General features: G+C 40.6%; 24 protein-coding genes. 19 read left to right on the top strand and 5 right to left on the bottom strand.

Annotation, left to right across the window (positions count from 1 at the left end; all coding sequences use genetic code 11):
- The first annotated feature begins 38 nt into the window (after window positions 1-38).
- From ABZP26_RS11840 to ABZP26_RS11810, 7 genes are read left to right on the top strand one after another with little or no spacing between them, the layout of a single operon-like run.
- Entirely contained in the window at window positions 39-1,190 is a 1,152-nt protein-coding gene (locus tag ABZP26_RS11840; protein WP_008112216.1) for a chemotaxis response regulator protein-glutamate methylesterase, read from the top strand.
- On the top strand, window positions 1,183-1,947 hold the full coding sequence (locus ABZP26_RS11835) for a flagellar motor protein (RefSeq protein WP_028833993.1): 765 nt from the start codon (window positions 1,183-1,185) through the stop codon (window positions 1,945-1,947). The genes ABZP26_RS11840 and ABZP26_RS11835 overlap by 8 nt, the downstream gene beginning before the upstream one ends.
- Window positions 1,948-1,952: 5 nt before the next feature.
- Window positions 1,953-2,915 (top strand): flagellar motor protein MotB, encoded by a 963-nt coding sequence (locus ABZP26_RS11830; protein ID WP_368484975.1) that lies wholly within the window; start codon window positions 1,953-1,955, stop codon window positions 2,913-2,915.
- A 12-nt stretch (window positions 2,916-2,927) separates the two neighbouring features.
- Entirely contained in the window at window positions 2,928-3,698 is a 771-nt protein-coding gene (locus ABZP26_RS11825) for a ParA family protein (RefSeq protein WP_008112222.1), read from the top strand.
- A gap of 3 nt (window positions 3,699-3,701) precedes the next feature.
- Complete coding sequence (locus tag ABZP26_RS11820; protein ID WP_368484974.1) at window positions 3,702-4,424, top strand: chemotaxis protein CheW; 723 nt, start codon at window positions 3,702-3,704, stop codon at window positions 4,422-4,424.
- 21 nt (window positions 4,425-4,445) lie between these two features.
- Entirely contained in the window at window positions 4,446-4,943 is a 498-nt protein-coding gene (locus ABZP26_RS11815) for a chemotaxis protein CheW (RefSeq protein WP_008112225.1), read from the top strand.
- 18 nt (window positions 4,944-4,961) lie between these two features.
- Complete coding sequence (locus tag ABZP26_RS11810) at window positions 4,962-5,363, top strand: DUF2802 domain-containing protein (RefSeq protein ID WP_008112228.1); 402 nt, start codon at window positions 4,962-4,964, stop codon at window positions 5,361-5,363.
- A 27-nt stretch (window positions 5,364-5,390) separates the two neighbouring features.
- Here the strand turns inward: ABZP26_RS11810 and ABZP26_RS11805 are convergent, their stop codons facing one another.
- A complete protein-coding gene (locus ABZP26_RS11805) occupies window positions 5,391-5,699 on the bottom strand; it encodes an EscU/YscU/HrcU family type III secretion system export apparatus switch protein (RefSeq protein ID WP_010387940.1) in 309 nt (102 codons plus the stop codon).
- Between the two features lie 2 nt (window positions 5,700-5,701).
- Window positions 5,702-7,867, bottom strand: a complete 2,166-nt coding sequence (locus ABZP26_RS11800; RefSeq protein WP_368484973.1) for a flagellar hook-length control protein FliK — start codon at window positions 7,865-7,867, stop codon at window positions 5,702-5,704.
- Between the two features lie 92 nt (window positions 7,868-7,959).
- On the opposite strand from ABZP26_RS11800, the gene ccmA reads away from it, so the two are divergent.
- From ccmA to ABZP26_RS11750, 10 genes are read left to right on the top strand one after another with little or no spacing between them, the layout of a single operon-like run.
- On the top strand, window positions 7,960-8,601 hold the full coding sequence (gene ccmA / locus ABZP26_RS11795; protein WP_231893539.1) for a cytochrome c biogenesis heme-transporting ATPase CcmA: 642 nt from the start codon (window positions 7,960-7,962) through the stop codon (window positions 8,599-8,601).
- A complete protein-coding gene (gene ccmB, locus ABZP26_RS11790) occupies window positions 8,601-9,287 on the top strand; it encodes a heme exporter protein CcmB (RefSeq protein WP_033104087.1) in 687 nt (228 codons plus the stop codon). The genes ccmA and ccmB overlap by 1 nt, the downstream gene beginning before the upstream one ends.
- A gap of 1 nt (window position 9,288) precedes the next feature.
- Window positions 9,289-10,026, top strand: a complete 738-nt coding sequence (locus tag ABZP26_RS11785) for a heme ABC transporter permease (protein WP_029609912.1) — start codon at window positions 9,289-9,291, stop codon at window positions 10,024-10,026.
- 2 nt (window positions 10,027-10,028) lie between these two features.
- Window positions 10,029-10,232 carry a heme exporter protein CcmD gene (gene ccmD, locus ABZP26_RS11780; RefSeq protein WP_368484972.1) on the top strand — a complete coding sequence of 68 codons (204 nt, stop codon included), beginning with the start codon at window positions 10,029-10,031 and terminating at the stop codon, window positions 10,230-10,232.
- Window positions 10,229-10,708, top strand: a complete 480-nt coding sequence (gene ccmE / locus ABZP26_RS11775) for a cytochrome c maturation protein CcmE (protein WP_008465420.1) — start codon at window positions 10,229-10,231, stop codon at window positions 10,706-10,708. Before ccmD ends, ccmE begins: the two co-directional genes overlap by 4 nt.
- A 1-nt stretch (window position 10,709) precedes the next feature.
- Entirely contained in the window at window positions 10,710-12,671 is a 1,962-nt protein-coding gene (locus ABZP26_RS11770) for a heme lyase CcmF/NrfE family subunit (RefSeq protein ID WP_368484971.1), read from the top strand.
- The gene (locus tag ABZP26_RS11765; protein WP_013465537.1) at window positions 12,668-13,240 is read left to right on the top strand and encodes a DsbE family thiol:disulfide interchange protein; all 573 of its coding nucleotides are present in this window, start codon (window positions 12,668-12,670) and stop codon (window positions 13,238-13,240) included. Before ABZP26_RS11770 ends, ABZP26_RS11765 begins: the two co-directional genes overlap by 4 nt.
- Entirely contained in the window at window positions 13,237-13,698 is a 462-nt protein-coding gene (locus tag ABZP26_RS11760; RefSeq protein ID WP_368484970.1) for a cytochrome c-type biogenesis protein CcmH, read from the top strand. The genes ABZP26_RS11765 and ABZP26_RS11760 overlap by 4 nt, the downstream gene beginning before the upstream one ends.
- Window positions 13,699-14,955, top strand: coding sequence for a c-type cytochrome biogenesis protein CcmI (gene ccmI, locus ABZP26_RS11755; RefSeq protein ID WP_138764390.1), 1,257 nt, complete (start codon window positions 13,699-13,701; stop codon window positions 14,953-14,955).
- Window positions 14,956-14,964: 9 nt separating this feature from the next.
- Window positions 14,965-15,696: a VacJ family lipoprotein gene (locus ABZP26_RS11750; RefSeq protein ID WP_028834001.1), complete on the top strand. Its 732-nt coding sequence runs from the start codon at window positions 14,965-14,967 to the stop codon at window positions 15,694-15,696.
- Between the two features lie 64 nt (window positions 15,697-15,760).
- Here ABZP26_RS11750 and ABZP26_RS11745 read toward each other — a convergent pair whose 3' ends face one another.
- Window positions 15,761-16,984, bottom strand: coding sequence for an EAL and HDOD domain-containing protein (locus tag ABZP26_RS11745; RefSeq protein ID WP_013465534.1), 1,224 nt, complete (start codon window positions 16,982-16,984; stop codon window positions 15,761-15,763).
- A 344-nt stretch (window positions 16,985-17,328) separates the two neighbouring features.
- Between ABZP26_RS11745 and putP the strand changes: the two genes are divergently transcribed.
- On the top strand, window positions 17,329-18,840 hold the full coding sequence (gene putP / locus ABZP26_RS11740; RefSeq protein WP_008113313.1) for a sodium/proline symporter PutP: 1,512 nt from the start codon (window positions 17,329-17,331) through the stop codon (window positions 18,838-18,840).
- A 172-nt stretch (window positions 18,841-19,012) separates the two neighbouring features.
- On the opposite strand, the gene ABZP26_RS11735 is transcribed toward putP, so the two are convergent.
- Window positions 19,013-19,312, bottom strand: coding sequence for a YebG family protein (locus tag ABZP26_RS11735; protein ID WP_013465532.1), 300 nt, complete (start codon window positions 19,310-19,312; stop codon window positions 19,013-19,015).
- 297 nt (window positions 19,313-19,609) lie between these two features.
- Between ABZP26_RS11735 and ABZP26_RS11730 the strand changes: the two genes are divergently transcribed.
- Window positions 19,610-19,903: a ComEA family DNA-binding protein gene (locus ABZP26_RS11730; RefSeq protein ID WP_368484969.1), complete on the top strand. Its 294-nt coding sequence runs from the start codon at window positions 19,610-19,612 to the stop codon at window positions 19,901-19,903.
- Window positions 19,904-19,915: 12 nt separating this feature from the next.
- On the opposite strand, the gene ABZP26_RS11725 is transcribed toward ABZP26_RS11730, so the two are convergent.
- Window positions 19,916-20,218, bottom strand: a complete 303-nt coding sequence (locus tag ABZP26_RS11725) for a DUF6170 family protein (RefSeq protein WP_013465530.1) — start codon at window positions 20,216-20,218, stop codon at window positions 19,916-19,918.
- Window position 20,219 lies beyond the last annotated feature (1 nt).

Raw genomic sequence — 20,219 nt, 5'->3', positions numbered from 1 at the left:
AACTTTATGCCTACCCATTCATTGAATAAGAGAGCGAAATGGCTGTTAAAGTTTTAGTAGTTGATGATTCAAGCTTTTTTCGCCGCAGAGTGAGTGAAATTCTTGAACAAGACAGCGGCATTGAGGTAATAGGCTTTGCTGTAAATGGCCGAGAGGCCGTCGAAAAAACAGCTCAGTTACGTCCTGATGTTATCACCATGGATGTTGAAATGCCGGTGCTGGATGGTATTAGTGCTGTGAAAGAGATCATGGCGAGTAATCCAACACCTATTTTAATGTTTTCATCGTTAACACGAGCAGGGGCATCTGCCACTTTGGATGCGCTTGATGCTGGGGCGATGGACTTTTTACCTAAAAAGTTTGAAGATATTGCTCGCAATAACGACGATGCAATTAAGTTATTGCAAAATAAGGTTAAGGAAATAGGCCGCCAGCGTATTGGAAGAATTACGAGAACGGCCCCATCTCCAAGTATTAGTAAACCAGCGTCAAACAGTTCTGAACGCTTTTCTAACCTTGCTAAAAAGCCGATAGTTCAACCTGATCGTAGCTTTAATAATGCGAGTCCTGCACCTACTAACAGCAGTGCCTCAGCGCGTGCCAGTGGTAAGCAGTATCAGTTAGTTGCTATTGGTACATCCACAGGTGGGCCAGTTGCACTGCAAACTATTTTGACGCAATTACCTGCTAATTTTCCACACCCTATTTTACTCATACAGCATATGCCTGCTGCATTTACCCCGGCCTTTGCTACTCGCTTAGATGGCTTGTGTAAGATTAAGGTAAAAGAAGCGCAGCAAGGCGATAGATTACAACCTGGGTGCGCTTATTTAGCGCCAGGTGGCCAGCAAATGATGGTAGAAGGACGTGGCTCTAATAGAACCCTTCGTGTGTTTGAAGATAAAAATGAACGAGTAAACTATAAACCAAGTGTTGATATTACCTTTGCCAGTGCTGCCAAAGCGTATCAAGGTGATGTGCTTGCCATTATTTTGACAGGCATGGGTGCAGATGGTCGTGATGGTGCTCGCATGCTTAAGCAAACTGGCGCTACAATTTGGGCTCAGGATGAAAAAAGCTGTGTTGTCTATGGTATGCCTCAGGCGATAGCCAGTGCAGGTTTAGCAAGCGAAAGCATTAGCCTTCATGATGTGGCTGCACGCTTAAAAAGAGAGGTTGGCTGTGGATAAGCTTTCTGTTTTAGGATTACTGGTTGCATTAGGTGCTATTGCAATCGGTTATTCTTTAGAGGGAGGTGTGGTATCTGCGCTGTTTAATGGGCCTGCACTAATTATTGTATTAGGCGGTACATTAGGTGCGGTGATGCTACAAACATCAGCCAATACATTTAAAAAAATGCTTAGTATTACTCATTGGGTTTTTGTTACCGACGACCATGATATTGAAGATGCTATTGAGCAAGTAAAACGCTGGTCGCATAAAGCCCGTCAAGAGGGTTATTTAGCATTAGAAAACGAAGCACTTGCGCATTCAGATCCCTATGCCGCCAAAGGACTGAGTTTATTAGTTGATGGCTGTTCAGAGCAAAAACTACGCGATACCCTCGAGATTGACTTATTACTTGAGCGAGAACGATTACTTGAGGCTAGCCGGGTATATGAAGCAATGGGTGGGTATAGCCCAACTATTGGTATTTTAGGTGCTGTACTTGGGCTTATTCAAGCCATGTCATTTATTAACGATCCTGAGCAGTTAGGAACGGGTATTGCCACCGCGTTCATTGCAACTATATATGGTGTTGGTTTGGCTAATTTATTATTTTTACCTATGGCCAATAAGCTAAAGCAACGGGTTGAACAAAAGATGCTTTATCACGAAATGTTAGCGGAAGGTGTAATTGCTATTAGCCAAGGTGAGAGCCCTATTAATATAGAACTAAAGCTTGAAGCCTACCGCGTTGAACGTCCAATTTTACAGGCCCATTAGCGCCTATGTTACGCCGTCGCTTACGTCATCACCAATTAAAGAGCCAACATACTGAGCGTTGGTTAGTTTCTTATGCGGATTATATGACCATAATGTTTGCATTTTTTGTTGTATTGTATGCAATTGCGATAAACAAAGAAGACAACATCAAGGTTTTATCTGATTCTCTTGAGCATGTTTTTGATAAGTCTGCAAAACAATATTCTAAGCAGGGTAACGGGGTAAATGGTGATGCTTTATTGCTTGAAAGGGTGACCCCTGAGGCTGAAATTCTCTATGGCGAAAGTATTCAAGAGCTAGAGCAAGGCCCAATGTTACTCGATGGTCAAAGTGACAATAGCAATATTAGTCAACGCCACTTAGGTAAGCCGCTGGATAGTTTGTTGGCTAAATTACAATCGTCGCTGATTGATGAGATACGCAGTGGCGAGGCTAGCTTAGAACTAAGCCAAGACTGGTTGGTTATTGAGCTCAATTCCGGATTGTTGTTTGCTAGTGGTAGTGCTGTTGCACATAACAAGGCCAAAGAGATTGTAAAAAAAATTGAAGCAATCATCGCATCAGTCGATAACTATATAAGAGTACGCGGGTATACAGATAACGAAACCATACGAAATGAAATATTTCGTTCTAATTGGGAGTTATCAGTGGCGCGTGCAACCTCAATATTAGTTGAGCTAGAGCGTTTGGGCATTGAATCCGCGCGCATGGCCATTGAGGGATATGGTCAATACTCTCCCTTTGCTGATAATAATACCGAAGCTGGGCGTGCTGAAAACCGTAAAGTCGTGATTGCACTTTCTAAATATGGTTTAGCACCCGAGCCCTCTGATGAACAAACGAGATCATCAATTTCAGTATCAGAGCAAAGTCAGCCAGAAATTGAGCTACCAGCCCAAGACGATACAATAAAAATAATTCGTTTACCGCATGGTGGCATCCGTGTTACAACGCGCAACGAACAGTAATTAGGATGTAATGTGAAAGTTTGGACAGTAGCCAATCAAAAAGGGGGAGTAGGCAAAACCACTACAGCGGTTAGCCTTGCAGGGATCCTTGCGCTTCAAGGCAAGCGTGTGTTATTGATTGATACAGATCCTCATGCTTCACTAACCTATTACTTTGGTATTGATTCAGAAGATTTAGAGGTCAGTGTTTACGATATTTTTACTCGCGGCTCGAGTATGAAAAGTGAAGAAATACTGCAAGCATTATGCCCCTCAACAATTGAAAACCTAGATATTTTACCTGCAACTATGGCGATCGCGACACTTGACCGTAGCATGGGTAATAAAACGGGAATGGGCCTGATTTTAAAAAAAACACTGGCTAAAATTAGCGAGTATTACGATTACGCAATTTTAGATTGCCCACCTGTTTTAGGTGTGCTGATGGTCAATGCGCTTGCCGCCTGTGAAAGAGTCTTAGTGCCGGTGCAAACTGAGTTCTTGGCGCTTAAAGGGCTCGATAGAATGATGCGTACTATGGAATTAATGCAAACCTCTCAAGCGAAAAGCTATGAATATACTATAATTCCAACTATGTATGATAAACGAACCAAAGCATCGCTTGAGGCCTATAAAACACTACAAGAAACGTATAAAGAAAAAGTATGGCCAGGCGTTATTCCTGTTGATACTAAATTTAGAGATGCAAGTTTAGCGCAAAAAGTACCGGTAGATTTTTGCCCAAATGCGCGTGGAGTCTATGCTTATAAAGCATTACTTAAATATTTAATAAAACAAGGTTAATAAATGAGTAAGCAATTATTTGCTAATGAAAAAGTAGTCACTCAGTACTTCGGGGCGTTATTATCTGATGACGAACCAACAAAAGACCTTGAGCCTGTTGCTAAACTGCTTGAGCAGGTAACGTATGAAGAGCAAAAAGAACAACCAGTAATAGTTGAGCCTGTTGTTGAAGTTGAAAAGCTCAATAAGCAAGTATCGAATGTAGAAATTGACACCCACCAAGAGCAACACGTCGTGCCTGAGCAAGAGGTGGTTGTAGGTGGTGAAGCTGACTACTTTGATGGTGAGTTTCAAGCGCTGTTTTTTGAAGTGGCAGGGCTTACTTTAGCGGTGCCGCTAAAAGCCTTAGGTGGCATTCATGAGCTTGGAGAAGTAAATCATTTATTTGGCAAGCCTAAGTGGTTTAAAGGGGTTATGATCAACCGAGAAGAAAAGCTCAATGTTGTTGATACCGCTCGCTGGGTTATGCCTGAAAAGTACGATGAGCAGTTAGAGGCATCTTTAAATTATCAATATCTCATCACTTTAGGTGATAGCCAATGGGGTTTATTAGCAGAAAAACTAATAAATAACATTACATTGAGTAAAGAAGATGTAAAATGGCGTACAAATAACAGTAAGCGCCCATGGCTTGCTGGAGTAATTAAAGAAAAAATGTGTGCTTTAATAGATGTTAATAATTTAAACGCACTATTAGAGAAAGGCTTAGATAGCCGTCACAAGTAATGACCATTACGAGGTAAGAGCATGAGTGAAGATAAATTACTGTCAGCTAAGAAAAATGCAGATAATAATGATGAGATTTTGCAGTGGGTTACGTTCAAGCTAGAAGATGAAACTTATGGCGTAAATGTAATGCAAGTGCAAGAAATACTGCGTTACACCGAGATTGCTCCTGTACCAGGTGCGCCTTCGTATGTGATTGGTATTATTAACTTACGTGGTAATGTTGTTACCGTTATTGATACTCGCTCTCGTTTTGGTTTACCTGATATTGAAGCGACGGATAATTCACGTATTTTAATTATTGAAGCAGAAGAGCAAGTGATTGGCATTCTAGCCGATAGCGTTTCTGAGGTTGTTTACCTACGTAGCTCTGAAATTGACAGTGCGCCAAATGTAGGTACAGAGGAAAGTGCTAAATTTATTCAAGGTGTATGTAACCGCGACAATGAGTTACTTATTCTGGTTGATTTAAATAAACTACTTAGTGATGACGAATGGGATGAGTTAAGCGATATATAAGCTTCTCTACATAAAACTATGTTATTACTTGGTATTGCTATTGCGGGTTTAGTTTTTGGACTATTCTCGCTGCTTTTAATTGTGATGTTTAAAAAGCGCTATGCGAGTGAGCTTGGCGCGCAATTACAACAGTTTAAAGATTCATCAGAGCAGATTAATATTTTACGTAGCGAAGTGTCTGAGTTGCGAACCGGTTTACTGAGTATTGGTAAGCGTGTGCTTGAGGTAGAACAACAAAACCAAGAGCTGATACAGCAACAAGCAGCTCAAAAATACGATGACCCCGATGCTAAAATATACTCTCGTGCGGTAAAAATGGTTGAGTTAGGTGCTGATTTAGATGAGGTTATTCGCGAATGTGAATTACCCCGCGCCGAGGCTGAACTGTTGTTTTCATTACACAAACAAAAAGGCGCTTAGCGCCTTTTTTGCTTTTATAACACTGCGTTATGCTTTTATATTTAGCTTTCCCTGAAAGTCTTGCCAACCAGGCGGAAACTTTCCTCTAACCACGTATGAAAACGCAATAAGCTCAGCAATAACAAAGTACAACTCTTTGGGGATCTCTTCTGCGAGGTCTAGTTTCGATAGTGTATTTGCAAGTGCTTCATCTTGATGGATTAAAATTCCTTTTTCTTTGGCTAGGGCAATAATTTCATCCGCCAGTTCACCAAACCCTTTAGCACTTACAATGGGTGAATGTCCTGCCTCGTAGAGTAGTCCAATTGCTGAATTGCTTTTTGATGACTCAGTCATGGCTAAACCTTAATATTAATAATGGCATGCGATTGGTAAAATGCTTGATGGTTGTCATCCGCTCGTTTTAGTTTAAGCTCACCCACTTGTAAGCCTTGTTTTGCCAGTTTTGAGCGTAAATTATCAAGATGTGGATGAGCTAAAGCGCTCACCGCTTGGGTTGAGGCTAACAACTGACAATCTAAAGCTTTATCCATGAGTTCTGCGATTATTTGTAGCTTACCCAGCTCGGCATAATCAAAGTTGAGCCTAACAAACCAGACATTTTTATCCGCTAGTTTACCGCTACTGTGCTTTTTATACTGCCCTAAAGTTATTTCTGTTTGCGCCGCTTCAGCAGGCAGCTTCATCGGTAATAAAAATTGCACTAAGGCGTTTGTGTCAGGTTGTTGGCTAATAGCAGGCGTTTGTACTTGACTTAATGTATTTTTAATTTGGGTTAATTCACCTGCTAATGCTTGTACTTGTGGTTGCTGTAATTGTTCCAACAATTTATTGGCGCTATTACCCACTTTAAACGTCGGTAATAAAACCTGCAGTAAAGCTTCTAAACCCGTTTGATTATTAATACTCACCGCACTTGGATTTTGGTTAATGATAGGCGCGGCTAAAATGCTTAATGAAAGCTGTTCAACACCTCTATTAAACGAGCTTTGTAAGATGTCGCTTTGAAGTTGTGTGGGCTTTATGGTGCTGAGTATTTCGCGCTGTATGGTTGCTGGGTGCAAATTACTATCTGACAACATGCGATTAAAAGCCTGATTAACTAAACGGTTTAAATCGGTTCCTTGATCCGTCAGTTTGCTTGTAATGGTATTAAGTTGGCTGCTTACTATTTGGTTGGTCGCATCTTTTTGTTCTATTGAGGTGTTTGGACTGTGTTTTAAAACCGTCGCTAATAAGAGTTTTTCTAAAGGCTGTAAGCTCTGACCAAATGTAACTGCGTTAGTTGGTGAGGATGAAAAAGGAGTCACTAAAGGAGATAAAGCGTGTGCTGCTAACGGTTGTTGTTGCCACATAGAAACGCTTGATTTTATTTGCTGGGTAAATTGCATTAGGGGCGGCGCTAAATTTGACACGCTTTTTAATTGTATCATGTCAATTTTTTGCATTGGGGTGAGCCATTTTTGCTGAGCATTGCCTGTAAATTCTGGTTTTTGAGATGAGCTTACCGAGGTCGTAAATGGCTTGCTTTCAAAGTACTTTACTGCATCTAAAATACGTGTTTTAAAATCAGCAAAACTGCTTTTTAACCATGATTGTATGGGACTATTTATCGTGCTGAGCGGATGCTGTTTACTTGGCGAGGGATCAATTAGGCCTTGCGATTGTTGCAAAGAGAGCATCTCATTAAACGGTTTACTAAATGAGTTTTTAAGGCTCACAGTCATATTATGATAAGCGGTTTTGATCAGTAATTTATCTGCTTGGTGAGTAATGTTTACCTTAGTTGGGATGGTAGGTAGTTCACTTAATTGTCGATGACTTAGGTTAATAGTTAATGAGTCTTTAAAAGAGTTTGGGCTTAATACCGCAAACTTAGGCATAGCATGAAGCTGAGCAGGGGTTAAATTACTGGCAAGCAACTGTGTTAGTTTGGCTTGGTTTATTGGCTGTGAATGCACTATATCAGCAAAACGGTTAATAATATTAAGTCGTGTACCTTTGCTATCCGTTTCAATCATCCCCTTTATTAAAGGCTCATCTGCGAGTAATTGTGCAACGTGTTTATTAATAGCAATACTGGCATTAAATTTTTCAATGACCAACTTTGGTGTTGGTTGTAATACCACCTGAAGTGATAGTGGACTGTTTTGAATATCACTTTGGGTGTTTATAAAATTTAAAAATCGTTGCAACTGAGCCGGTTGTTTAATTGTTAAAGTTGTATTGTTAGGGATGATGGTTAAGCTTTTACCATCTGCACTTAACTGTATGTTAGCGCTTGCTATTTTTTCAACGTTTGTGAATGTCTCAGTTGTCCCAAGGCGAATCGTTTGCCAATGCTTATTCATAAACACATCAAGCGTGACTGAATCTTTAGAAAACTGAATATTTTTTGCCACCAGCACTTCAGGTGGCAGTGTTGCTAACGCAGCCTTACCTGAATCAGTTGTTTGATTACTAACCTGTGGGTTAGACAATGTGATGTGCGTTGGTGTATTCATTATTTTATATCAAGTTTTCTTTATTTTAAGTAAATCGATTCTAAAGCAATATTCGTATTACCCTATCATTATGGTAGACTTACGGCTAATTTTTGGCAGAGAGAATCGTCATCTTGTTACACATTAAGTCCGTTACTTGTATCAAGCAAGAGCGTTGTTTGTTTGATGAACTTAATTTTAGCCTTAAAAGCGGTCAAATCATGCAGTTAGCCGGCCCTAATGGGGCTGGTAAAACATCATTATTGCGCATTATTGCTGGTTTTTCGCTGCCGGATGAAGGTGATATTTTATACCTAAATCAATCTATCAAAAAATATTATGACGAATATGCCAGAGACTTATTATTTATAGGCCATAAAACCGGTGTTAACGTACAACTTAGTGCACTTGAAAATGTAGCACATTGGTTGGCTATTAATGGTTATGTTGATACTCCTGACTTATACCCTTTATTAAGTAAGTTAGGTTTAGTGGGGCTGGAAGATGTGCCTGTAAGAATGTTATCTGCGGGTCAACAGCGGCGGGTGGCACTCGTTCGATTATGGTTATCTGAAGCGAAGTTATGGATTTTAGATGAACCTTTCACGGCGCTAGATAAAAGCGGGGTTGCCTTTTTACAGCAACGTTTTACTGAGCACTTATCAAAGGGGGGCGCTATTTTGTTAACAACACACCAAGATTTAACCACCCACTTTAGTGACTTACAAACGTTGACTTTGGAGTACCGCCACTAATGACACGACAGCATTCATATTGGCAGTTATTTGTCGCGGTATTTAGCAAAGACGTTAAGCTCGCTTTTCGTCAGCGCGCTGAAATAGTTAATCCTATCTTGTTTTTTTTAATTGTTATCTCACTGTTTCCATTAGCCATAGGGCCTGAGCCAGGCTTGTTATCAAGAATGGCACCGGGCATTATTTGGGTTGCGGCTTTATTATCGACCATGCTTGGCCTTGATAAACTGTTTAGAGATGATTACCACGACGGCTCTTTGGAGCAGCTCATTGCTTCGTCATACCCCTTATCATTAACGGTGCTGGGCAAAGTAGCCGCACACTGGGTGATCACCGGCCTCCCGTTAGTGCTAATGACTCCTTTATTTGCTTTACTACTAAATTTAGATACGACGGCCCTAATGGCTACGTTATTAACGCTATTATTGGGTACGCCTTTATTAAGCTTCATAGGCGCAATAGGGGCGGGCTTGACTGTGGGATTACAAAAAGGCGGCATTTTAATGAGTCTGCTCGTTTTGCCTTTGTATATTCCGGTTTTAATTTTTGCAACTTCCGCTATTGATACCAGCACTATGTCGCTGGATTACAGTGGTCAGCTTGCAATCCTTGGTGCGATGTTAGTCGTTGCGACTATCAGTGCGCCAATTGCCATATCATCAGCATTAAAAGTGAGTGTAAGTTAATATGTGGAAGTGGTTACATCCGTATGCGAAAGCAGAGCGAGCATATCAATTATGCAATACTCTACTGCCATATTTTGCAGTAGTAACGGTTATTAGTATGATTGTCGGTTGGGTATGGGGATTAGGTTTTGCTCCTGCCGATTACCAACAAAAAGACAGTTACCGTATTATTTTTATTCACGTGCCCTCCGCTATTTTATCTATGGGCGCCTATTCATCAATGGCGATTGCTGCCATTGTTGCGTTGGTATGGCAATTACGCAATGCAGAGCTTGCGGTTATTGCAATAGCACCCGTAGGTGCCTGCATGACCGCAATAGCCTTAATCACCGGTGCTGCGTGGGGTAAACCTATGTGGGGTGCTTGGTGGGTATGGGATGCACGACTGACCTCTGAGCTCATTTTGTTATTTTTATATCTAGGGGTGTTGTCTTTGTACCATGCCTTTGAAGATAAAAAATCAGCCGGTCGCGCCGCGTCTATTTTAGCTATTGTTGGGGTTATTAACTTGCCTATCATTCACTTTTCGGTGGAATGGTGGAATACCCTGCATCAAGGGGCAAGCATCACTAAGTTTAACCGCGACGCGGTAGATCCAAGTATGTTTTGGCCGTTAATGATTAATATTTTAGCCTTTGCCGCGTTTGTTGGTACTGTGACTTTAATTCGTCTTAAAAATGAAATTTTACACCGTGAAAAGCACCGCCCATGGGTGCGACAGTTGTTAACTAAGGGGTAATTATGCAGTTTGACTCGTTTTCAGATTTTATTGCAATGGGAGGCTATGGCTTTTATGTATGGCTTTCTTTTGGTACATGCGCATTAATTTTATTAGGCATTTTATTTAGCTCGTTACGCGACAAAAAACAAATTTTAGCGTCGGTAGAGCTGCAAATTGCGCGTGAAACTCGAATTAAAAATTCTAAGCAGGAGCAAACCTCGTGAACCCTAGACGTAAAAAACGCCTTTTGGTTATTATTGCCGTACTCTTTGGTATTGGTGGATCAATTGGTTTAGTGTTGTACGCCTTACAAGAAAACATTAATTTGTTTTACACCCCCAGTGAATTAATTGATGGTAAAGGCCCGAATAAAGAAAAGCCTCATATAGGACAAAAGCTCCGCATTGGCGGTATGGTTGTCCCTGGTACAGTGCAAAGAAATGAGCAAAGCTTACAGGTAAGCTTTAAGTTGATTGATACTGGCCCATTGGTCACGGTGCGTTATCAAGGAATTTTGCCTGATCTATTTCGTGAAGGGCAAGGAATTGTTGCACAAGGTGTGCTAGTTGAACCTAACGTCATTGAAGCGTTTGAAGTACTGGCTAAACATGACGAAGAATATATGCCAGCCGAGGTTGCCGAGGCAGTAAAAGGAATTAAGCACGAGAAACCAAAATACAATTTAGATAGTGGGAGCTAATATGATCCCAGAACTTGGTTATTTTTCCCTAACATTGGCCATGGTACTGAGTATTCTGTTGTGTATTTTCCCACTTTGGGGTGCACACACAGGAAACCTTCGTTTGATGCGCGCTGCGCCATCACTTGCTATTGGTCAGTTTGCATTTGTTGCTTTGTCTTTTGCTGCGCTTATTTATGCCAGCTTAACCGATGATTTTACCGTATCTTATGTAGCGTATCACTCAAGTAGCACCTTGCCTTGGTATTATAAAATAACCTCAACATGGGGTGGCCATGAAGGCGCTATTTTACTGTGGTTATTAATGCAGGCCGGTTGGACCGCCGTTGTTGCTTTGCGTTCAAAGTCACTGCCTTGGGTACTTCGTGCTCGCGTATTAGGTGTGCTTGGTTTTTTAGGTGTCGGATTTATGATGTACACCTTGCTACTTTCAAGTCCGTTTGAACGTTTACTGCCCTATTTCCCTGTTGAGGGACGCGATTTAAATCCATTATTACAAGACCCGGGGATGATCATTCACCCTCCATTACTTTACATGGGGTATGTCGGTCTTTCTGTTGCTTTTGCCTTTGCTATTGCCGCGTTGTTAACCGGCAAGCTTGATAACACCTGGGCAAAATGGTCACGCCCATGGACAATGACGGCATGGGGCTTTTTAACCTTAGGTATCACCATAGGTAGTTGGTGGGCCTATTCAGAGCTAGGCTGGGGCGGCTGGTGGTTCTGGGATCCTGTTGAAAATGCATCACTCATGCCATGGTTACTCGCAACCGCGTTACTGCACTCTTTAAGTGTGACTGAAAAACGTGGCGTATTTAAATCATGGACAGTGTTACTGGCTATTGCGGCATTTTCATTAAGTTTACTAGGCACCTTTATCGTTCGCTCAGGAATTATTGTTTCGGTGCATGCCTTTGCAACAGACCCTGATCGTGGCTTATTTATTCTTGGCTTTTTGGCCGTAGTTGTTGGCGGCGGTTTAGCGTTATATGGCTTGCGTGTCTCACAAGTTAAAAGTGAAGGGCGTTATAAATTTGTATCGCGTGAAGTGGCACTTTGGTTAAACAATATTTTCTTAGTGGTTGCTACGTTAATTGTACTGTTAGGTACATTATTACCTATGGTGCACAAGGAAATGGGGCTAGGCAGTATTTCAATTGGCGAACCTTTCTTTAATAAAATGTTTGCTATTTTACTGGTGCCATTTGCTATTTTAATGGGCATTGGACCTTTCCTGCGTTGGAAGCAAAATAAGTGGGCCTTTTTACAAAATAAAATATTTGTAGGCGCATTAGTCAGTATTATCATTACCTGCGCATGGTTATTTAGTAGCTATGAGGTAGTGACTCCATTAACACTTTTAGCAACCACGCTAGGTGTATGGATATTTATTGCCACTTTTATTGATTTATATACCAAAGCAGCGGTTCATGGCTCGCTTAAGCTCGGTATAAAGCGTTTAGGTTTAAGCTATTGGGCAATGGTGCTGGGGCATGTTGGTTTAGCCTTCGTTATAGCGGGCATTACACTCACCTCGGCGTATTCAGTTGAGCGTGATGTATCGATGAAGCAAGGCGATATCGTGCAGCTTAACCAGTATCAATACCGCTTTGAAGGTGTGAAGACTATTCGTGGTGCAAACTACAGTGGTCATGCTGGTGTCGTGACGGTATTAAAAGGGAATGACACTGTAACGCGTTTATATGCAGAAAAGCGTCGTTACGATATTGGTATGCAATTTATGACCGAAGCCGCTATTGATGCCGGATTCACTCGTGATTTATATCTTGCGCTTGGTGAGCAACTAAGTGAAGGGGCATGGTCATTACGCATTTACCATAAGCCGTTTGTACGTTGGATGTGGATTGGCGGTATTCTGATCTCACTCGCTGGTTTTGTGATTTTATTCGATAAGCGCTATCGCGCCTCACCGCGAAAAGATGAAATAGAGGGGGCAGTATGAACCGTAAACTTATCGCAATTGCCCCTTTATTAATTTTTATCTTTATTTGTGTGTTTTTATACCAAGGGTTGTTTGCCAACCCGCGGGAAATACAAACAGGGCGAATTGGTCAAACGGTGCCTGCGTTTAATTTACCTGATTTAATGCAAGACGATAAACGTTGGACTGATGAGCAGCTAAAGGGTGACGTGTATTTGCTAAACGTTTGGGGTACATGGTGCCCGACGTGTTTAGCTGAGCTTGGCTATTTAACTAAGCTACGCGAGCAAGGGGTTAAAATTATCGGCTTGTATTATGTACAAAGTTACGACGCCGATTTTGATGGCCCATTTGATATGCAAGCGCTGCGTGATGATGTGAGTAATATGCTTTCACGTGCGGGCGACCCTTATCAATTTAATATTTTAGATTTAGAACGTTCATTGTCTTTAGATTTAGGGGTGTCCGGTGCACCAGAGACATTTTTAGTAGATAAAAATGGCACCATTTTGTTACATCACACTGGTGATATAAACCCTCGAGTTTGGCGTGCTAAGTTTGCGCCTATTATGCAGGAGCTGCAGCCATGAGATTGTTTTTATTAACCCTTAGCTTTTTTGTTAGTGTAGCTGCGTTTGCTCAGCAAGACCGTTATCAATTTGATAGCAACGAGCAAGCTGTTCGCTTTGAAGAGCTAACAAAAGAATTACGTTGCCCGAAGTGTCAAAATCAGAATATTGCTGACTCTGATGCCGTTGTCGCAAAAGACTTGCGCGAGCGAGTGCTGGCGTTGGTAAAAGATGGCAAAACCAAAGATGAAGTTATTGATTACATGATTGATCGATATGGCTATTTTGTTCATTACGATCCACCGGTAACACCTGCCACGTTAATACTGTGGGTACTTCCGGTACTCATTGTAATAATTGGGTTTGGCTTTATTGTGATTCGCCAACGTAAAGCGTCGGTAAAACAAACCTGGAGTGACGCTGATGAAGTGATGCTCAATAAGCTGATTAAACAAAATAAACATCAGGAGCAAAGTTAAATGATTTTAATGTGGGCGTCTTTTGCTTTACTCACACTCATTGCATTGCTGTTTATTATTGTGCCTTTTTTAAAAAAAGAGCGCATAGTAACCATCACCCATAACGCCAATGCACAGCTTATCAGCATTTATGAACAGCGTTTAGTTGAATTACAGGCAGATTTAGATAATCAACGTATAGACTCGCAAAATCACAGCGAAGCTATTATTGAATTAAAACGCCGTTTACTTAATGAATTATCGCCGGAGAAGTCACTAAATAGCCGTGGTGACAATCGTATATTTGCTTTAACAGGGGCGGCGTTTTTAATTGCATTAGCAGGTATTTTCTATGCAATGACAGGCAGCCAGCAACAAATTGCAGCTTGGCATGATGCAATGGATAACTTGGCCGATTATGGTCAGCGCGCCGTAATGCAAAAGGGCGAGCCGTTAACTAAAAATGAGTTACAAGCGTTTGCCCTAGCACTGCGTACTAAGTTAAGTCAAAGCGGTGATGATGAAGTGGCTTGGATGTTGTTAGGGCGTGTTGCTTTAATGCTAAATGAATTTGATATGGCGAAACAGTCATTCGATAAAACATTAAAAATAAACCCTGATAATATGCAAGCGCTTGTTAGCTACTCTCAGGTGCTATTACTTGAGGGCAGTGAAGAAAACATGACTCGTGCAGCGGGTATGCTTTCTAAAGTACTGCAAGCTCAACCAAATAACCTTGATGCGATTTCGTTACTTGCACTGATCGCCTTTGAGAGAAAAGACTGGCTACAGGCAAAGGCAGCGTTTGAGGTGCTACTTGCAAGTATGGATGAGTCTGATACGCGCTATGCTATGATCAACCAACGTATTAGCGAAATCGATCTACAAATTGCTCAGCAAAACGTGGCAACCAGTGGCGATCAGTTAGCGGCTCAAAGTATTCAAGTTACCGTTGATATCGATAGCCAACTTGCAGACAAACAGCCCAATAACGGTATTTTGTTTGTGTTTGCTAAAGCGGTTAAGGGATCACCGATGCCTTTAGCCGTGGTCAAACTAACAGACTATAGCTTTCCAATTACGGTTGAGCTGAGCGATGCTAATGCCATGATGGCAGGGCTAAACTTATCGAGTGCGAGTGAAATTATCATTTCTGCGCGTATCTCTAATGATGATTCAGTTATGCCAAGCACTGGGGAGCTTGAAGGGCATTCTCAAGTGCTTGCTTCTAAAGAGGTGCGCCAAGTGCAACTGAACATTGATACATTAATACCTTAAGGATTTGAGATGTTAAAACAAGGCTTACTTTTATTATGTTTACTCACGTTATCGGGTTGTGCTCAAGTTCCTGAGAGTAAATATGATGAGCGCGATCCCATACAAAGTGTAAACAGACCTATTTATGACTTTAATATGGACGTACTTGATGCTTATATTTTAAGGCCTGCGGCAGTGGGTTATATAACAGTAACCCCACAGCCTGTGCGTCGAAGTATTGTGCATTTCACCGATAATATTACCGCACCGGTTGATATTATTAATGCGGGTCTGCAAGGAAAGCCAAGCAGTGCCGGAATTAATTTTGCGCGCTTTTTAGTGAATTCTACGGTGGGAGTGTTTGGCTTATTTGACGTTGCAAGTTCGTTAGGGCTTGAAGTAACTGATGAAGATTTTGGCCAAACCTTAGGTGTGTGGGGAGTAGGCGATGGTGCCTATTTAATGATCCCGGCAATGGGGCCATCAACTGCACGTAACTTAACCGGTGATGTTGTTGATAATGTGGTTTTACCTGAAATTGCACTGACAACACCACAAACAATTTTAGTGTTTGCGTTAAAGGCGGTTGAGGCAAGGGCGTCTTTAATGGCTCAAGAGGGTTTATTAAATGATTCATTAGACCCATACCTGTTTGTTAAAGACATTTACTTTCAGCGTCAGTTATATGAACTCTACGATGGCAATCCGCCAATAAAAGAAGAGCCTGAAGATTTTGACGAAGATTTCTTAGAAAGCCTTTGATAAAAATAAAAACGCCAGCAAATGCTGGCGTTTTATTTTTAGTTATTAATTACTAATGAGCGCTTTAATTATCAATCATTATCTGCATTTGTTCACTAACCCAATTAAGTGCTTCGTGGTAAGCATCAGGCACATCATCACCTAAGTTAAGCTGTTGGGCTTTATCGTTAGCAGCGTGCCAGTTACCCTGCTCATAGAGGGTTACTAAGTTTAAATACTCAGCAAGCAGCCCTTCATTGTTTAACAGTGCCGCTTTTATCTCATTTGAAAGCGGTAGTTTAAGCATTACACTGTCCATCTCTTCATCTAGTATGGCATCCATAAGCGACATCATGCCGGTTAAAAATGCTATTCCTGTATCTCTAAGTTTGCCATGTGAAATTGCTAAAAGCTCACAAAAACGCGCGCGTGTTAGCGACAACCTAATAAGCTCCAGAGGTTTGTCTGCAGAGACTTGTGCGGCAAATAATAAAGAGAGTAGTTTTTTTATTTCAGCCGCGCCCAATACAATAAGCGCTTGTTTTATTGTGTTTATTTCAGAGCGGCGAGCAAATGCTGCCGAGTTTGAGTAGCGTAGCAGCTTATACGATAAGTTAACATCACGCTCAAATACATCGGTGATTTTTTTAAGATCCATTTCTACGCTGGATGTTTCATAGAGTAGCTCAGCCAGTGCCATGCCCGATGGCGGTAATGCCTTGCTTTGCACCATTTCTGGTTTTGAAAAGAAAAAGCCTTGAAAGTATTCAAAACCTAGTTCAAAAGCTTGATTGTAAAGCGCGTAAGTTTCAACCTTTTCAGCAAGTAATTTTATGTGTGGATAAGGTTTTAAATCCTCTATGATCGTTTTAACGTTTTCAATATCACAAGTTAAAAAGTCGACTTTAATAATATCGATAAACGGATAAAAGTGCCGCCATACAGGTTGATGTGCATAGTCATCTAGCGCTAGCGTATAGCCTTTTTCTTTTAGGTCTTTAACAATTGCCAATAAGCGTTTACCTGGCTGGACGGTTTCGAGTATTTCAATTACCACCCCATCTTTGTTTAAAAGGGTTGGGTAGCCTTTTAACAAGGTGTCTAAGGTAAAGTTAATATAAGCGGGTTTATTATCAGTTAAATCTTCTAAGCCAAAGTTAAATTGACTGCCTTCAATCAGTCGAGACGTGGCTTCATCGCCGTCAATATTTGGAAATACGTTATCAACTCCATCACGAAATAAAAGCTCATAGCCAATTAGTTCTTTATTGCGATCTAAAATAGGTTGCCGAGCAGCGTAAAAATACATATAAGATTCCGAAAGAGTAGAAATTGATTAACATTGTAATAATATATTGGAAAACATTCAAAATAGCATCGGTAAAATGAACATTATTAATAAAATACTATGGTTGGTTTGGTATTTCTTAATCTAATTTTATTGTTTTTCATTTTATTTGTTGCAAAAGTGAGCTAACCGATGGTTTTTTATCTACTTAAATGAGCGGGTTGGAGTTATTAGCAATTACCGTGTTATAGTTCAGTAGAAAGCTTTTATTCCAATACTGTCTTAATTATAAGATTTCAAGAGTCATTATTTGGATTAAAAGCCTGTTATTACTTATTTAAGTGGAGGCAAATTTGGAAACAGGAATGATTATTTCACTGGCATTATATTTTATTGTAATGCTGGGAATAGGACTATACGCATATAAGCAATCTACCAGCGATATATCAGGGTATATGCTAGGTGGTCGTAATTTAGCCCCCAGTGTTGCTGCCTTATCAGCGGGTGCATCAGACATGAGTGGTTGGTTACTTATGGGCCTACCTGGCGCAATGTACTTGTTTGGGCTTAGCAAGGTTTGGATTGCTATTGGCTTAGTGTTAGGCGCATGGGCAAACTATTTCTTAGTCGCCCCAAGACTGCGTGTTTATACTGAAAAAGCAAATGACTCTATTACCATCCCTGATTATTTTGCAAATCGTTTTGATGATAACAAGAATATCCTTCGTGTGATCTCTGCAATTGTTATTATTGTGTTCTTTACTTTGTATACTTCATCAGGCGTTGTCGCCGGTGGTAAGTTATTTGAAAATTCATTTCAGATGAGTTACGAAATGGGTTTATACATCACCACAGGTGTGGTTGTTGTTTACACCTTATTTGGTGGCTTTTTAGCGGTTAGCCTAACAGACTTCGTGCAAGGTTGTATTATGTTTATCTCCTTGCTTGCAGTACCTATCGCTACTTATATGATGCTTGATCAGCCATTTATGGATACTTTAGCAAATGCAAATTACCAGCAGTTGTTAAGTTCACCAAAAGCCAGTGAAATCCATTCATTGAATATGCTTGATTGGTTTGCTGGTGGTTCTACCATTGCTATTATTTCAGCGATGGCTTGGGGCTTAGGCTACTTTGGTCAGCCACATATTATTGTTCGCTTTATGTCTATTCGCTCAGTAAAAGAAATGCCAACTATGCGTCGTATTGGAATGTCTTGGATGACACTATCTGCGATTGGTGCGGTATTTACCGGTTTATTTGGTGCTGCCTTTATGATTGAAAACCAAATGCCAATTGCCGATAAAGAGACCATTTTCTTAGTATTAGCTGAACTTATTTTCCACCCATTAATTGCTGGTTTCCTACTGGCTGCTATTTTAGCTGCGATTATGAGTACGATTTCATCGCAATTATTGGTGTGTTCAAGCTCGCTTACTGAAGACTTCTACAAGATTTACTTAAACCGCGATGCCTCGCAAACTGAGCTGGTGTTAGTAGGGCGTATTAGCGTAATACTGGTTGCGTTATTTGCTATTTACCTAGCGTATGACCGTAATAGTTCAATACTTGATTTAGTTAGTAACGCATGGGCTGGTTTTGGTGCTGCATTTGGTCCACTTGTCTTGTTTAGCCTTTACTGGAAACGTATGAACTTAAAAGGGGCTATTAGCGGTATGGTTGTTGGTGCTTTAACAGTGCTTGTATGGATTTATGCGCCTATTACCATTAATGGTGAGAGCTTAAGCAGTGTAATTTATGAAATCGTCCCAGGCTTCATTTTAGCGAGTATTGCTATTGTGGTAGGAAGCCTTGTGACAGCTGAACCGAAAAAAGAAATTACTGATCTGTTTGATGAAGTTGAATCGTCATTGTAACTGATTAGCTAACGTAAAGTGTTGGTTTTTATAAATGCCAATCAGTTTAACTGGTTGGCATTTTTTATTAGCTTTAGCTGACCTTTAGCTATTATTATTTAAAGGCATAAAAAAACTGAATTCGAATACCGAATTCAGTTTTTTAATAATTACTATTGAGCTTTTGAAAGTACTAACTCGCTGCTTTATCTTTTATATCCGCAACGTTATCTGACTTTGTTTTTTTAGCTTTAGTGGGTACTTCTTTACCACCTTTAAGTACGGCCATAAAGTCGTCTTTACTTTTTGCAATCTCCAGCGCGAGCGACTCAACCTGTTGTTCACTTAGTGGCACATCTACTTTTTCAAGCATGAGTTCTAGTGACTCGGCAATATCGAGCATTTTGTCATAGGCATCAGCTTCTTTTTTAGTAGTAAACGTCATGCGCTCGACTCCGTTTCGTTCTACAACATATTTAACAACAACAGCCATGATTTCTCCTGCTTACTTACGTGGCAATATGATTAATTTAAATCATTAGATTACTGTTTTTATATACAGTACAAGCTTGCGCGTGGTTTTGCAAGCTTTAGCCTTAGTTTATCTGCAGCTTGGTTGACAATAAAGAGTAACTCTACTTTATTTATTAAGTCACTTTATAACGCGTTGCAGTAAAGGAGTCGCAAGGAGTGATTGTTACCGTTAGTACTTAGTAACCACAACGTTATGTAAAAGTGCTGGGTGTAAATAATCAACGAATGTTCATGTAAGAACACAAAAGGAAATAGTATGAAATTAATTAAAATCATCTCATTAGCCGCTGCTTTATGTTTATTACCTATGAGTAGCACCTTTGCGCAAAGCGATATGCTATCAGAGCAGATGCAATCAGCCGTGGTTAATATTAATACTGCTGATTTAAAACAGTTAATTAAGTTACCAGGTGTTGGCAAGAAAAAAGCACAGGCAATTATCGATTATAGAGAAACAAATGGTGATTTCTCATCACTTGAAGATCTAGCTAAAGTAAAAGGGGTGGGTAAAAAAATGCTAGCCAAACTTGATGGAAAGGTGGCGTTTTAACTTAAAAGGGCGCTATGCGCCCTGATTAAACTGTTTTAAGGCAGCACCAAGGTGCTTTTTAGCAAAATTAACATCTACGGGGGCGGTTAGTAGCGGGTAGCTTAAACCAGCCACAATCAAAAAGGGCACGAGTAGCCATCCTTCAAAAAGGGTAAATATTAAAAAAAATGGGCTTAGCAGCATAAGCTTTACAATACGCATTAACACTCTGTCACTAGGAGAGAGCATACTTAACGAGATCGCAATAACGGTTTGTCTTTGACGAACTTTTAAGTGTTTAAGTTCGTCAACGTGGCTTGAAAAAAAAGTAAACATA

It is taken from the genome of Pseudoalteromonas sp. SD03, from assembly GCF_040937955.1.
Taxonomy (GTDB): Bacteria; Pseudomonadota; Gammaproteobacteria; order Enterobacterales; family Alteromonadaceae; genus Pseudoalteromonas; species Pseudoalteromonas tetraodonis.
The sequence above is the reverse complement of the archived record's forward strand: the minus strand, read 5'-3'. Positions and strand labels throughout refer to the sequence as shown.

Coding starts and splice junctions, on each gene's coding strand:
- ABZP26_RS11840 (WP_008112216.1), top strand. CDS start 39: ATGGCTGTTAAAGTTTTAGTAGTTGATGATTCAAGCTTTTTTCGCCGC.
- ABZP26_RS11830 (WP_368484975.1), top strand. CDS start 1,953: ATGTTACGCCGTCGCTTACGTCATCACCAATTAAAGAGCCAACATACT.
- ABZP26_RS11820 (WP_368484974.1), top strand. CDS start 3,702: ATGAGTAAGCAATTATTTGCTAATGAAAAAGTAGTCACTCAGTACTTC.
- ABZP26_RS11815 (WP_008112225.1), top strand. CDS start 4,446: ATGAGTGAAGATAAATTACTGTCAGCTAAGAAAAATGCAGATAATAAT.
- ABZP26_RS11810 (WP_008112228.1), top strand. CDS start 4,962: ATGTTATTACTTGGTATTGCTATTGCGGGTTTAGTTTTTGGACTATTC.
- ABZP26_RS11805 (WP_010387940.1), bottom strand. CDS start 5,699: ATGACTGAGTCATCAAAAAGCAATTCAGCAATTGGACTACTCTACGAG.
- ABZP26_RS11800 (WP_368484973.1), bottom strand. CDS start 7,867: ATGAATACACCAACGCACATCACATTGTCTAACCCACAGGTTAGTAAT.
- ccmB (WP_033104087.1), top strand. CDS start 8,601: ATGACACGACAGCATTCATATTGGCAGTTATTTGTCGCGGTATTTAGC.
- ABZP26_RS11785 (WP_029609912.1), top strand. CDS start 9,289: ATGTGGAAGTGGTTACATCCGTATGCGAAAGCAGAGCGAGCATATCAA.
- ccmD (WP_368484972.1), top strand. CDS start 10,029: ATGCAGTTTGACTCGTTTTCAGATTTTATTGCAATGGGAGGCTATGGC.
- ABZP26_RS11770 (WP_368484971.1), top strand. CDS start 10,710: ATGATCCCAGAACTTGGTTATTTTTCCCTAACATTGGCCATGGTACTG.
- ABZP26_RS11765 (WP_013465537.1), top strand. CDS start 12,668: ATGAACCGTAAACTTATCGCAATTGCCCCTTTATTAATTTTTATCTTT.
- ABZP26_RS11760 (WP_368484970.1), top strand. CDS start 13,237: ATGAGATTGTTTTTATTAACCCTTAGCTTTTTTGTTAGTGTAGCTGCG.
- ccmI (WP_138764390.1), top strand. CDS start 13,699: ATGATTTTAATGTGGGCGTCTTTTGCTTTACTCACACTCATTGCATTG.
- ABZP26_RS11750 (WP_028834001.1), top strand. CDS start 14,965: ATGTTAAAACAAGGCTTACTTTTATTATGTTTACTCACGTTATCGGGT.
- ABZP26_RS11745 (WP_013465534.1), bottom strand. CDS start 16,984: ATGTATTTTTACGCTGCTCGGCAACCTATTTTAGATCGCAATAAAGAA.
- putP (WP_008113313.1), top strand. CDS start 17,329: ATGATTATTTCACTGGCATTATATTTTATTGTAATGCTGGGAATAGGA.
- ABZP26_RS11735 (WP_013465532.1), bottom strand. CDS start 19,312: ATGGCTGTTGTTGTTAAATATGTTGTAGAACGAAACGGAGTCGAGCGC.
- ABZP26_RS11730 (WP_368484969.1), top strand. CDS start 19,610: ATGAAATTAATTAAAATCATCTCATTAGCCGCTGCTTTATGTTTATTA.
- ABZP26_RS11725 (WP_013465530.1), bottom strand. CDS start 20,218: ATGTTTACTTTTTTTTCAAGCCACGTTGACGAACTTAAACACTTAAAA.